The sequence below is a fragment of the Methanosarcina mazei S-6 genome, assembly GCF_000970205.1.
Lineage (GTDB): Archaea > Halobacteriota > Methanosarcinia > Methanosarcinales > Methanosarcinaceae > Methanosarcina > Methanosarcina mazei.
Genome location: NZ_CP009512.1, coordinates 3072506 through 3086517 on the forward strand (window position 1 = coordinate 3072506; position 14012 = coordinate 3086517).

The 14012-nt window shown below is 38.5% G+C and carries 12 protein-coding genes; 10 read left to right on the forward strand and 2 right to left on the reverse strand.

Annotated elements, in window-relative coordinates; translation table 11 throughout:
• Positions 1-530: 530 nt before the first annotated feature.
• Positions 531-686 carry a hypothetical protein gene (locus tag MSMAS_RS19280; protein WP_015412395.1) on the forward strand — a complete coding sequence of 52 codons (156 nt, stop codon included), beginning with the start codon at positions 531-533 and terminating at the stop codon, positions 684-686.
• Between the two features lie 94 nt (positions 687-780).
• Here the strand turns inward: MSMAS_RS19280 and wrbA are convergent, their stop codons facing one another.
• Positions 781-1410 carry an NAD(P)H:quinone oxidoreductase type IV gene (gene wrbA, locus MSMAS_RS13145; protein WP_015412394.1) on the reverse strand — a complete coding sequence of 210 codons (630 nt, stop codon included), beginning with the start codon at positions 1408-1410 and terminating at the stop codon, positions 781-783.
• Positions 1411-1644: 234 nt separating this feature from the next.
• On the opposite strand from wrbA, the gene MSMAS_RS13150 reads away from it, so the two are divergent.
• From MSMAS_RS13150 to MSMAS_RS13175, 6 genes are all read left to right on the forward strand, one after another.
• Positions 1645-2772 carry a glycosyltransferase family 2 protein gene (locus MSMAS_RS13150; RefSeq protein WP_235269717.1) on the forward strand — a complete coding sequence of 376 codons (1128 nt, stop codon included), beginning with the start codon at positions 1645-1647 and terminating at the stop codon, positions 2770-2772.
• A gap of 9 nt (positions 2773-2781) precedes the next feature.
• Complete coding sequence (locus MSMAS_RS13155) at positions 2782-3954, forward strand: glycosyltransferase family 4 protein (RefSeq protein WP_011034153.1); 1173 nt, start codon at positions 2782-2784, stop codon at positions 3952-3954.
• 473 nt (positions 3955-4427) lie between these two features.
• Entirely contained in the window at positions 4428-5369 is a 942-nt protein-coding gene (locus MSMAS_RS13160) for a glycosyltransferase family 2 protein (protein WP_011034152.1), read from the forward strand.
• Complete coding sequence (locus tag MSMAS_RS13165; RefSeq protein ID WP_048046624.1) at positions 5347-6240, forward strand: lysylphosphatidylglycerol synthase transmembrane domain-containing protein; 894 nt, start codon at positions 5347-5349, stop codon at positions 6238-6240. The genes MSMAS_RS13160 and MSMAS_RS13165 overlap by 23 nt, the downstream gene beginning before the upstream one ends.
• A 190-nt stretch (positions 6241-6430) precedes the next feature.
• Positions 6431-7018 (forward strand): class I SAM-dependent methyltransferase, encoded by a 588-nt coding sequence (locus MSMAS_RS13170; RefSeq protein ID WP_048046626.1) that lies wholly within the window; start codon positions 6431-6433, stop codon positions 7016-7018.
• A 701-nt stretch (positions 7019-7719) separates the two neighbouring features.
• A complete protein-coding gene (locus MSMAS_RS13175) occupies positions 7720-8826 on the forward strand; it encodes a glycosyltransferase family 4 protein (protein WP_048036732.1) in 1107 nt (368 codons plus the stop codon).
• Positions 8827-8893: 67 nt separating this feature from the next.
• On the opposite strand, the gene MSMAS_RS13180 is transcribed toward MSMAS_RS13175, so the two are convergent.
• Positions 8894-9820: a glycosyltransferase gene (locus MSMAS_RS13180; protein ID WP_015412388.1), complete on the reverse strand. Its 927-nt coding sequence runs from the start codon at positions 9818-9820 to the stop codon at positions 8894-8896.
• 1181 nt (positions 9821-11001) lie between these two features.
• On the opposite strand from MSMAS_RS13180, the gene MSMAS_RS13185 reads away from it, so the two are divergent.
• From MSMAS_RS13185 to MSMAS_RS13195, 3 genes are read left to right on the forward strand one after another with little or no spacing between them, the layout of a single operon-like run.
• On the forward strand, positions 11002-11715 hold the full coding sequence (locus MSMAS_RS13185) for a sugar phosphate nucleotidyltransferase (protein ID WP_015412386.1): 714 nt from the start codon (positions 11002-11004) through the stop codon (positions 11713-11715).
• 13 nt (positions 11716-11728) lie between these two features.
• On the forward strand, positions 11729-12490 hold the full coding sequence (locus tag MSMAS_RS13190) for an ABC transporter permease (RefSeq protein WP_011034146.1): 762 nt from the start codon (positions 11729-11731) through the stop codon (positions 12488-12490).
• A gap of 30 nt (positions 12491-12520) precedes the next feature.
• Positions 12521-14008, forward strand: coding sequence for an ATP-binding cassette domain-containing protein (locus tag MSMAS_RS13195; protein ID WP_230633264.1), 1488 nt, complete (start codon positions 12521-12523; stop codon positions 14006-14008).
• Positions 14009-14012: the final 4 nt, after the last annotated feature.

Here is a 14012-nt window from a genome sequence, read left to right on the forward strand (position 1 = left end):
CCAGGTAATACTCTGTTTTAAAAGAGAATCCGGTCAGGAACCCAGTCCGGATTCGAAGTAATTGGATGACTGTATTTTATTTTAGATCTTAATATTCTTTTTCGAGCCAGGAATGTAAATAAATCTGTACATTAATAACTCCTGGATTTCCTTAAACCTGATAATTTTCAGATCACTATTCAGTACAGCCCTGAATACCCAGGTAAAGAGCAGATAAAAGCAGGTAAAAAACGGTAAAAACAGATAAAAAAGGCTGTGAAAACTATTTTAGTTTTAAAAAATTTACCTTCGGGGTAAACCCTGTAAAATAATTTTATTCCCAAATATTTGTAGAGAAAAGATACACATTTGCTGCATAGGGATTCTAATATAAAGCACAGCTAAGCTCCGGAGAATGATAATATTTCTTACTAAGTATATATATAAACATAATACGAAAGTTTATATTTGGTTGCGTTCTTTTTAGTATGATTTAAAAAAACGGCATCTCTAAAGAAAAAACCTACATACAGAAAATCTGCGTGTCTACTATGGTTTACGTAACAAAAATATGTCCCGTTTGCGGGAAAGAATTCTTTGTCCTCAAGGATGCAGAGGAAAAGGCAATATACTGCACTCTGGCGTGCCTGGCAACAGCTCAGGAGAAGTTTGAACGCAGAGGCAGGTCCTTCCCGAGTTTTAGCTAAGCATTCTTATTTCAGGCAAAAATAACTCAAAAACTGAAAGGGAAAACACCCGGGAGAAGGGAATGTTTTTCCGCCCTTTTTATTTTTAGAGATATTATTTTCCAGCAATTTTTTTTGCTATCTGAGTTACATGCCTGCCCTGGTAACGTGCCATCTCAAGTTCATTCTCTGAAGGCTGGCGGCTCCCGTCCCCACCTGCAATCGTTGAAGCCCCATATGGGCTGCCGCCTGTAATTTCGTTCATTATTGTCTGCCGCTTTTCTGCATAGGGAAGACCGACAATAACCATTCCAAGGTGAAGCAGGGTAACATGAAATGAGAGTATTGTAGATTCCTGTCCGCCATGCTGCGTTCCGCTGGAAGTAAATACGCTCCCCACCTTTCCTACAAAAGCGTCCTCACTCCACAGTTTTCCAAGCCCATCAAGGACCGCACGCATCTGGGCAGTCATCATCCCGTAACGTGTGGGAGTACCGAATATTAATGCATCGGCTCCAGCCAGGACCTCTTCATACATATCCCGCGTCACGACCGGAATGTGGGCAAAAAGTTTTTTGGTTTCTATTGCTCCCATTTTCTCAAGAACGTCCTCCGGCAGGGTTTCCGGGACCTGATAAATCCCAACCTCTGCCCCCTCAACTTCCCTTGCGCCTGCAGCGACAGCTTCTGCCATCCTGTAAATGTGCGCGTGAACACTGTGAAATATTATATTTACCTTAACCATCCAATCACCTTCAAAAAGCCGTTAAAATTATACTGAGATGTGATTGAGGTCCCAAAAATAAGATAGCCTGATTTAAGCTCCTGAAAACTCCAGAACCCCTCATTAAAGGTAGTTTTCTGATACTTTATATAGCTTGTTAGCAGAAGTCACGCCCTTTTCCCGGGCTTATTTTATACTGCTTATCTTTCTGAAGTATCAAAATAGTTATTAAGAAATATGATGTATAAGCTGGGCATGCCCTCTCTTTCTATCGTAATGCCTTCCATGAATGAGGAAGAAACTATTCGTATCTGTATAGAGAAAGCCCAGTATATATTCAAAAAATATGGTATAGAGGGGGAAATAATAGTTGCTGATAATTCTTCTGACAGAACTGCAGAGATTGCAGCATCAATGGGTGCAAAAGTCATAGGCCCAATAAAAGGTTACGGGAATGCTTACCTCAAAGGGCTCGCAGAGGCAAAAGGGGACTACATTGCTATCGCAGATGCAGACAACACCTATGACCTCCTTGAACTTGACAGGTTTCTGGATCCCCTTATGTCAGGAGAAGCAGATTTCATAATGGGCACGCGGCTTAAGGGAGAAATTAAAGCAGGAGCCATGCCCTGGCTGCACCAGTACATAGGCAATCCCATACTGACAGGAATGCTTAATTTCCTGTTCAAAACGAAAATCTCGGACGCACACTGCGGGATGAGGGCTTTTACTAAAGAAGCCCTTGAGAAAATGGATCTTAAAACTCACGGCATGGAACTCGCATCTGAGATGGTGATCGAAGCTGCAAGATGCGGGCTCCGAATTAAGGAAGTTCCCATAACATATTATTCACGCAAAGCTCCCTCCAAACTTCGCTCATTTCAGGACGGCTGGCGGCATGTAAGATTTATGATGTTATACAGGCCTGTCCCTTTCCTCTATATCCCCGGAGCTTTCGTATTTCTCCTGGGTTTCCTTATAACCGCTTCCCTTCTTCTTACGAACAACGCTGCATATAACCGTCTGCATTCCTTTATCTTGGGCAGCATGCTCTTAATTATTGGCGGGCAGATCCTTGCAACCGGAGGGTACATGAAAACATACGGAATTATCCACGGCATGTACCGCGATGACGAAAAAGGCAGAAAGCTTCTGAGCTACCATTCCCTTGAAAAAGAGCTTGTAGGAGGATCCCTTATCCTGGGCTCAGGATTTATTATCGGACTGAAAGTTGCCTATACCTGGGCCAGTACAGGCTATGGCACCCTTGAAGAGGTGGAGTCTGCGGTAATCTCAATGGTCCTTGCAGCAATCGGGCTTCAGCTGATTTTTGCTGCGATATTTGTAAGTGTAATGCTCCTTGAAGTTGACACCGACTGGTAAAGTGATCAGATGAAAGTTGCCTTTGTATACGATGCTGTCTATCCCTGGGTCAAGGGCGGTGCTGAGGTGCGCATCCATGAGCTGGGGAGGAGGCTTTCCTTACAGGGACATGATGTGCACCTTTTCGGGATTAAATGGTGGGAGGGTGAAGATGTTTTACAGTATGAAGGCATGACCCTTCACGGAGTCTGTAAAGCCCGTGACCTGTATGTAAACGGTAAGCGTTCGATTTCCGAAGCACTCATTTTCTCTTTAAAGCTGTTTCCGGTTCTTGTAAGAGAAAAGTTCGACCTTATTGACGTGAGTGTATTTCCCTATTTTTCCTGTTTCACCGTAAAAGCTGTTTCAGTCCTGAAGAGCACCCCTGCAGTATTTACATGGCACGAGGTATGGGGGGACTACTGGTACGAATACCTTGGAAAAAGAAAAGGCTTTTTCGGGCTTGCGATAGAGGCTGCGGTTGCCAAGATTTCAAAGAATGATATTGCGGTCTCGGAGTGGACAAAGAACAGACTTGAGTCGGTTCTGGGAACGAAGAGAGAGATAGCAGTCCTGCCCAACGGGGTCGACCAGAAGCTGATCTCCGGGATCAAGCCTGCAGGGCAGGATTGTTCAGAAAAACAAAAGGGCAAAATTTATGACATTATCTTTGCAGGCAGGCTCATAAAAGAAAAAAATGTTGATGTTTTGATAAAAACTGTTTCCCTGTTAAAAAAAGATAACCCTGAAGTTTGCTGCTGTATTGCCGGAGATGGGCCTGAAAGAAAAGCTCTTGAGAAATTTACTCTTGAGATTGGGATGCAGAAAAATGTAGAATTTGCAGGGTTTCAGGAGTACAGGGCATTAATAGGAAAAATCAAAGCCTCAAAGGTTCTTGTTCTTCCTTCAAGCAGGGAAGGCTTTGGAATGGTTGTAATCGAGGCTTTTGCCTGTGGTGTGCCCGTAGTAACAGTAAAAGAAAAGTATAACGCAGCACAGGGGCTTATTGCAGACGGGATTGATGGGTTCGTCGTGGGGCTTGACGAGAGAGAAATTGCAAAGGCTATAGACAAAATAATAAAAGAGCATCAGGAAGGCATAAAGTATTCAGAAGCTATATTAAACAAAGCTAAAAAATATGATTGGGACGAAATCGTTAAGAATGTCCTTATCGCCTACAGAGGCTTTATAAAAAAGGATTAAAGTTAAGTATTCCTACCTGTATAAAAAATAAAACCTACCTGAAATCTCTTAATAAAAACAACCCGATTCAAAGAAAATATAATAAATAATTACCTTCTTTATAAAAAAAGTATAAAACCCCAGTTTTAATAAGGAATTAAATCGTAGTTTTTATTAGAAAAGTAGTTAAATTCCTATATACATTATTTAGTGGGGGATAGGCGATGGGCAAACTGAGCTCATACCTGTGCAGTTTGGGTTTTAATAGTCCTGGTTGCCACATACAGCATCTGAATTACTACATAGCATTATTACCCAGGCTATTTGAGAACATCAAATTGAATATACTTTCAGATATAGCTTAAATATTTACATCTTATTTAAAAATTCAGTTGTATAGATCCAGTATATATTAGAATACACAATTTAAGGAATTAATAAACAGAAGCTCCAATTAATTCCCCCTAAGTGTATCCCATCTCAGAGGATTATACATGTCTAATAAAACCCAGTTATCAATTATAATCCCGGTACATAATGAAGAGGAAAATATCTTAGAGCTATACAAAAGTTTATACAATATTCTTTCACTGGTTGGAAAAACATATGAAATAATCTATGTTGATGACGGATCTACGGATGATAGCTTTGAGAAAATAAAAAGCATTGAGGATGCAAGGGTTAAAGTTGTAAGGTTTCAGAGAAACTATGGAAAAGCTGCGGCTCTCTCCTGCGGATTTAAAAAATCAAAAGGGGATATTGTTATTACAATGGACGGGGATTTGCAGGACGACCCCAAAGAGATACCCAGATTTATAGAAGAACTTGATAAATATGACATGGTTTCAGGCTGGAAAAGTAAAAGATATGACCCAATTTCAAAAACCCTGCCTTCAAGATTCTTTAACTGGTTAACCCGATTCATAACCGGGGTTAAAATCAACGATTTCAACTGCGGGTACAAAGCATATCACAACTATGTTGTAAAAAATATAAACTTATACGGTGAATTTCACCGCTACATCCCGGCTCTTGCTTACTGGAGAGGTTATTCAGTTGGAGAAATTGAAGTGGAACATCACCCGAGAATACACGGGGAATCTAAATACGGAGTCGAAAGGTTATTGAAAGGTTTCCTTGACCTTATAACAGTTACATTTCTCATGATGTACAAAAAGAGGCCTCTGCATATGTTTGGAGGCATAGGATTCCTTCTGAGTTTTTCAGGAGTATTCATATCAGTATATTTAATGTTTTTATGGATAATAGGGGAAAGAATCGGAGACAGGCCTCTTCTTATGCTCGGGATACTGCTTACGGTAATAGGAGCCCAGTTTGTTTCTCTAGGTCTTATAGGAGAACTGATTACAAACTCGAGAAACAATGATGATTATATTATAAAGTACGATAGCTATGAAATGGAAAACGGCAATTAAAGTTGCAGTTACCTCTGGATTAATGCTTTACCTGATAAGCAAACTCGATGTGAATGCAATCTATGAAGCCTTTATTCAAATGGACCTGGCATTACTTTCTCTTTCATTACCTTTCATTGCCCTGATGTATTTAATAAAAGCAAGGAAGTGGCAGGCACTGCTTGATTGTATAAATGTCAGGATCCCGATCAGAAGATCACTGGAGATAATTCTGATAGGTACATTCTATGGAGCACTTACTCCGGGCAGGGCAGGAGAGGTTTCAAGAGCTTTTTATCTTGATGCTGAAAAATCCAGGAGCATTCCCACTGTAATAATGGACAGGGTTATAGATGTTATCTGTCTCCTGACATTGAGTGTCCTATCAACCGCCCTGTTCTTTAAAGACAGAAACCTGATTTATCTGATGGTTTTAGCTGTGCCGCTTTTCATTTCCGGGATAGTTATCACCATGAATGAGAGAATAGTAAGCTTTGCTTTCAAGAGCTTTTCTCAGGGAAAAGAATACACAGAAAATTACATGAAAACAATAAGGGAGATAACAGGAAATAGAAAAGTTCTGCTTTTTACTTTTTCTTTAACTCTTGGCTATTATATCCTGAACCTCATTGTGTACTGGATAGTGATAAAATCCCTGAGCCCGGCTTTAAATAATATCCTTACCTTCTCCCTGCCTATAATAGTAATCCTGGGAAATTTTCCCATATCCATATCAGGATTCGGAGTCAGAGAGTTTGCAAGTGTCACTATTTTCCAGATGCTGAACGAGAATTCAGCCTATGGGTTCACATGTCCAGTAGTCCTTTACCTTTTAACTTCCCTTTCTCCTGCATTACTTGGATTTTTATTTACTTTAAGAAAAAAAGTTTGAAAATTAAGCTATAAAGCTCAAATAAAGGATGAATCGGGAAGAAATCAGGAAATAAATAAAGGATAAATCAGGAATAAATCAAAGATAAATCAGGAAATAAATAAAGGATAAATCAGGAATAACAAATATAGACAGATATATAGAATCAAAATCCAATATCGGAATTTTAAAACGTTTTATGGGGATTAAAATGAGCCAGAATTCAGAGAGTGGAAATTACAGGAAGTATACTTCCAGAAACCCGCTCATGGGGATAGTTGTATCCGGGTTTATGAAAAATTTGAGCGAAACTATGGTTCCACTGGAAGAAGTGGAAAGTATTATCGATATAGGCTGCGGGGAAGGGTTCATCATCAACTGTCTTAACAGGAAAGATATTACAGGCGTGGATGTCTCAAAGAAAGCGTTAAATATCGCAAAACAAAAGAATCCGGGCTGTAATTTCTGCACGGGAAGCATATATGACCTGTCATTTAAAAAGAACAGTTTTGACCTCGTAATTGCAACAGAAGTGCTGGAACATCTTGAAAACCCGGAAAGAGCTCTCCGGGAAATAAAGAGAATATCTAAAAAATACTGCATATTCAGTGTGCCCAATGAGCCATATTTTCGCACAATGAACTTCTTAAGAGGTAAGAACCTTACACGCTTAGGGAATGACATTGAACATTTACAGAACTGGAGCACAAAAGAGTTTGTAAAGTTAGTGGGAAGGCATTTTAATGTGGTAGAAGTAAAGAGACCTTTTCCGTGGACAATGGTATTGTGCGAAAAATAAGGATTAAAGGTACAGGAGCTTGGATAATTTTTTAGGAATAACTTTGTTCTCGTGGTCGTAACCAATCCCCGACAAATCCAGTTCAAGGGATTTTTTAATGAAGTTATTTTTATATCAAATATATTTTTGAGGGAAGAAATCGTCTGCCCGGACCCAGTAATCCCTGTGCTAACAGCAGTCTGGAAATAGATGAGCCATGTATCCTACTTTCGGCAGGTAACTTGTTTTTTTCGAAATATTTTTCCCGATCGCGTTTTTGCTGGAAAACACATTCTCCCTTATACAAAACATTATTGCAAAAATGGTTCATTGTTTATATATGTCGTGGGATTTTGGTCATATGTTAACCCGGTTTAAACACAGTATATATTTGTGTAATGTTTAAAAAACACCATCAGTAAAAATTTTCAAGATCTAATGTCGACCTGCCGAATATAGGATGTATACCCCCAGGTAGCAACGTATTGCGGAAGATCCTTGCAGGGTCGCTGTGAAGTTATAAGGGGGGGAAGTAGCTGAAGGGGTTAAAGGGTATTTGAAAATAAAAGCTATTTAAAGAAAAACAGCTCCATCATGTTTAAAAAATCTGAAAAATCAGAAGTGAAATATTTATTTACAAGCATTCTCTACGCATGTAAGGATGTGGAATAGACTCTGAAGAAAAAACAAATACTGGTTTTGTGTATAACAGGTAAGTACGTATGAAAATTCTGCACCTTACAAAGAAGTATCATCCCATGATAGGAGGAGATGCTTATGCCGTATACAATCTAAAAAAGTACCAGATGGAGACTGGCTGTGCAGTTTACGTTTTAACCTCTAATTGCGATGAAATAACTCAAAATGAAAAAGTCTTCAAGTATGGCTTAAAAGATACCTCAGCAAATCTGGACAAAATTACCCCTCAAAGGCTAATATCTCTTTTTTTATTATTTTTTGAGAGCTTCAGGATGCTTGGAGAACTGAAACCCGACATTATCCACTCTCACTCCGCAGACCTTGGATTTTTCATATCCTTTGCAGCAAAATTCTATAATATTCCTGTCGTCAATACCTGCCATGGAATCAGCTTTGATGATAAACGATATTTCTTTTTGAAAAGACAGGCTGAAAAGTTTTTCATAAAACATTCAGGATTTAAAAAAGTTATAGCTGTGGACAAAAATGGGCTTGAAATCCTGAAAAAAGCTGAAATAAAAAATGGGATCTATATTCCGAACGGTGTGGATATTCACCGATTTGAAAATATAACCAGAGAAAAAAACTGTGGAAAGATAAGATTCCTGTTTGTGGGAAGGTTGGAAAAACAAAAAGGGCTGGAGTACCTCTTAAAGGCGACAGAATACCTCCGCTCAAAAAACGATTTTGAGATTATTATCGCCGGTAATGGTCGAGAGGCTAAGAAACTTAAAGAGAGTGCAAAAGAGTACGGAATACAAGATATAGTAAAATTTACCGGAAAGCTCAGCGAACAGGAACTGTTTGAACATTACCTCAAATGTGACATATTCGTTTTGCCTTCATTATGGGAGGGTCTGCCTTTGACACTCCTTGAAGCCGCATCTGCAGAGTTGCCCATAATAGCTACTAAAGTTGGGGGCATACCTTCTGTTTTTTCCCATGGAAAAAATGCAATTCTGGTAAAATCAGGGGAAAGCATGGAACTAGCAAGAGAAATGCGCAGACTGATAGAAGATAAAAAACTTAGAGAAGTACTGGGTTCCAACGCCAGAAACCTTGTAGAAGAATATTCATGGGAAAATTCAGTAAAAAAACTGGATTCAGTTTATTCTCTGCGAGTAAGTTGAGAGAAATTCAACTGAACAGTAGCTGAGTAACTAAACTTAAGCAGGGAAAAATCTTGCTGGGATCTGATTAATAGTGCCCTGAGGCTGTGAATTTTCGTTTTAAAGCCTGGGGGAGGATATCAAAGTGCAGACCGAGCCAGAAAGCTGTGGCTTCCACGAAATGTCTTACTACAGCTCTCGGAACCCATTTAATAATATTTATTGTCTCATAATTATTGAAGAACATAAACCTGATGTCCAGAAAAGTTGAAATCACAGAAAAAAAAGGTATAAGAGGCAGATACACGTTGTTTCTATTTTTGAATATCTGAATATGCGCTGTACCTGCATCAAAGTATTTCTTGAATAAAATTTTCAGAGAATTATTATGCGAATGCACAACAACTGAACCCGGATCGTACACTATTTTATAGCCGGCTTCGAGAACCCGTTTGGACCAGTCCTGATCTTCAGTCTGAACCAGTAACTCATTAAAAGGAAACTTTTCCCATGTATCCTTTCTGATGCAGGAGCTGGTATTTGAGAAAAATACGAGTTTCTTATAGTTCCTGCAATTCTGCATACTTTTGACTTCCCTATCAGACCCCCAGCCGCTTGAAATGTATCGTGCTTCAAAAGGATCACAATCTGATCTTGGAACATTCCGGCTATACACACCCGCAACTTCTTCATCAGAAAAATTTCGAATTAAGTTTTCAAGCCAGTGTTCATTGAAAGGCGATGCATCCTGAGTTAAATAAGCCAGATACTTCCCCTTAGACAACTTTGCGCCATAATTTCTGGTTTTTCCATGTCCAAAGTCTTTCACGTCTATACTGAAAAATCTAACAGGAAAGTTATTCACAATATCCGGGGTTCCATCAGTCGAAGCCGAATCAATAACTATAACTTCAAAATTTGTATAATTCTGAGCATATACCTTTTTCAGGCATTCCCCAATAGTTGCTTTTCCATTTCGGGTCAAAATAATTATAGAGACTTCTGGACAGGGCATTAAAATGATATCATGCATACTTCATTATATAAATGTCGATGATATAGACGATTCAAGCCACGCTCCATATATAAAAATCCATAATTAACCCGAATCTATGGAATATAATAGAATAAAGCATTTTTAGTATAGAGCGAGCATATCAGAACTATATATAATACTTTATTTTTAGAAAAAAACAATCAAAAAACAAAAGCTTATTAATAAAAGACTCCTGCATCTATCTTCAAAATTTATCATATAGAAAAAGAAGTGAAAAGATAGAAATATTAAAGAGTTAAATTGAAAGTCTCAGTATCATGCAGATTTAAGAGCAGGCTGATGAGAATTTTACGCAGAGATTAGATTCAAAAATCTGAAGATAATCTGGTAAGATATTGCCACTGCATATCAGGTTGTTATGAAGGTTAGAATTATTATAAAATCCAAACAGACAATTTTGCCTTTATGCATGGTTGATTAAAATCGCTCTTTATGATTCAAGAGACGATTCTCCAACCTGCGGAAATATAATGGAACCGTTTATAGGAAAAAAGAACAAGTATCCATAAGCAGACCGCCTCATGTTCACAGTAGCTGCAAACAAAACTGAGACAGAAACAGCAAATATTATAAACGTCCTGTAAGGCAGTACAATTACTCCAAACTCGACCGTTCGGACTGCCGCCAGAAATGAACAGCTCGAGATATTCCGAAGTGGTCTATGTGAAGCCTTTCACACTGCCATGAAAATGGCCCGCCAGAAACCTAATATTAATTAAAAAAAAGTTTCAGATCCATTATGCAATAAAGGAAAAAATGCCTGATCATTTTGATGGTTCCAGGCATGGGTATGAGGAATTTTGTTTAACAAATCCTATTAATTAATGTTTATGGAGAAGCCATATTTTTGGTAAATGACATCATCTAAAGCATAAGGTTAATATCACCCGTACATCCTGAAAATACACACCGGGAACATACCACACCATAAATAAAGGATCATTTTCATGATATAAACCTGTAAGCTACTACTGAAACATAGTATTCCGTGCAATTATAAATTTCCAGGAACAGTAAAATGCCCTGGGGTTCTGAGTATTCTATCCTGACAAATGCAAAATTATCCCTCCAGACCATGAAAAGGAACCCATATTAAATATCCTGAACTGAGAAAAAGTATAAAAAAAGGAGTAATATCTATGAAAGGTGTAATCCTCGCAGGAGGCACAGGCTCTCGCCTCTATCCGCTTACTAAAGTAACAAACAAGCACCTGCTACCAGTATACGATAAGCCGATGATTTACTATCCCATACAGACTCTTATTAATGCAGGAATCAAAGAGATTATGATCGTTTCAGGAAAAGGTCATGCCGGACACTTTCTGGAATTGCTAGGCTCAGGTTCCGAATTAGGTGTCCGTCTAACCTATGAAATCCAGGAGGAGGCCGGAGGAATTGCTCAGGCACTTGGACTTGCGGAAGACTTTGCTGACAATAGTCCAGTGACAATGATTCTTGGAGATAATATTTTTCAGGATAATATCATTGATTCCGTAAAGTCTTTCACATCAGGAGCAAAGATATTTCTCAAAGAGGTTTCCGATGCTCACAGATTTGGAGTCGCTGAAATTGATGGAAACCGGATAATTTCTATAGAAGAAAAGCCTAAAATCCCGAAATCCAGCCTTGCAGTTACGGGCCTGTACATCTATGACTCCAGAGTCTTTGAGATAATACGCAACCTGAAACCCTCCGGAAGAGGGGAGCTTGAGATTACCGATGTCAATAACGCATATGTTAGGATGGGTGAAATGGAATACTCAATACTTGAAGGGTTCTGGAGTGACGCGGGTACTTTTGAATCTTTATTCCGGGCAAGTGAGCTTGTAAAAAACTTAAATAATAAAAACTAACGGAAAAACGAATATGTATATTTTTGAATACAGCGAGTTAATCCGAAATCTGGTAATAAGCGACCTCAAGGTCAAATACCAGAGTTCTTTCTTAGGTTTTGCCTGGTCGATGTTGAATCCGTTATTGATGATGTTAGTATTATATGCTGTGTTTCAAAACATTTTCAAGTTCGAACAGGAACATTTCGCTCTATATCTTCTTATAGGAATCATTGCGTGGCGTTTTCTATCAATCGGGACTATGACAGCCATGGGTTCCATTGTCGGGAAACCCAGTCTTGTAACTAAGATTTATATTCCAAGAGAAATACTTACGTTCAGTATTACTATGTCAGCATTCATCAGTTCTATACTTGAATTTACAGTGCTCATACCCTTAATGCTGATACTGGGAGCTCCAATATCAATAACTATATTGCTATTTCCAGTAGTTCACGCACTGTATTTTATTATTGTGTACGGGCTCAGCCTTGTACTTTCTGCTTTATATGTTTATTTCCGAGACTTAAATCAAATATGGGATATCCTTCTTCAGATTGGGTTTTACGTGTCCCCTATCATATATCCGCTTACTATGGTACCTGAAAAATATCTCCTATATTATACCTTGAATCCTATCACTCGCTTAATAATGATGTACAGGGACATCTTATTGTTCGGTAATTTTCCTACGGTCCTTGATTTTTTAATCGTTGGCGGCTTCGGAGTAGTATTTTTAGCATTTGGGTCTGCAGTCTTCAAGAGGCTGTCCTTAAGGTTTGCGGAAGAGGTGTAAAAGTTGCAAGGGTTAAATTTTGGCTCAAATATGAAAGAAAAAAATGAAGAAGAATACGCTATCGAAGTTAATAATGTGTCAAAAAGTTTCAGGATTCCCCATGAAAAAAGAGTAACCGTATACGATAACCTTGTCGGATGTGTCACAGGCAAATCATATAGTTACGAAGCTTTTGAAGCACTTAAAGATGTTAGTTTCAATGTAAAAAAAGGGGAAACTTTTGGAATAATCGGCCGAAATGGTTCCGGGAAAAGCACAATGCTAAAGATACTTGCGAACGTTTTGACCCCGGACAATGGCTATGTAATAACGAAAAATAAAATTGCTCCTTTTTTAGAACTCGGAGTGGGTTTTCAACCAGAACTCACTGCTGTTGAGAATGTGTATCTTTACGGAGCAATCATGGGATTAAAACGTGCCGAAATGGATACGAAGATCGATTATATCTTCGAATTTTCAGAGCTGGAGAAATTTAAAGACACAAAACTGAAAAATTTTTCATCCGGAATGTACGCAAGGTTAGCTTTTTCTACAGCTATTTCTACAGATCCGGATATACTTTTAATAGATGAAGCGCTGTCAGTAGGAGATGAAGCATTTCAAAAAAAATGCGCGGAATGGATTGAAAATATCAAAAATAAAGGTAGAACAATTGTTTTTGTGTCACATGATCTCAATTCTGTAAAAAACCTGTGTAGTCGATGTTTGCTGCTAAATGATGGAAAAGTATCCTGCATGGCGGACACCGAAACGGTCATTGCAGCATACCGTAAAATTATGAACACTTCTGAGGATGAGATAGAAACTGCTCATGTTCCCTCGAATGATGAAACCGATATTTTGCACATAGAAGAACCTGCAGGGATGATAGGGATTCCAGAACAAACAGAGACCGCAGAACCAATAGAAGTGAAGAATTGTATGCAGCATATAGAAAACCTTCAAGCTGTCAAAGTAAATGAGACTACAGAAATTTCATACGACAATTTGCTGTCTTCTAATGTCCATATTGGAGAATACACATATGGGAACCCGCAAATATTCATCTGGACAGATAGATATCATGTTCATATTGGGAAATTTTGCTCGATTGATGATAATGTAAAAATATTAGTTGATGGCGATCACAGATTGGATTGGGTATCTACGTTCCCATTTGGTCATATAATCCCGTCAATTAGAAAAAATATAGATCATCATAAAGGGAAAGGGGATGTTATTATTGGCAATGATGTTTTTATTGGCTATGGCTCAATAGTACATTCCGGGGTAAAAATTGGAGATGGAGCGGTAGTAGGAGCAGGTTCAGTAGTAACAGAAGACGTCGATAATTATGAGGTAGTCACAGGAAACCCTGCCAAACATGTAAAATACAGATTCTCAGAAGAATCGATAGAGAAATTGATGAGAATAAAATGGTGGGATTGGGACATTGAAAAAATTAGTGAAAATATTGAGCTGTTCGAATCTCAGGACATAAATTCATTTATATCAAAATTTATTAAAGGTTCAGGTTGATGTA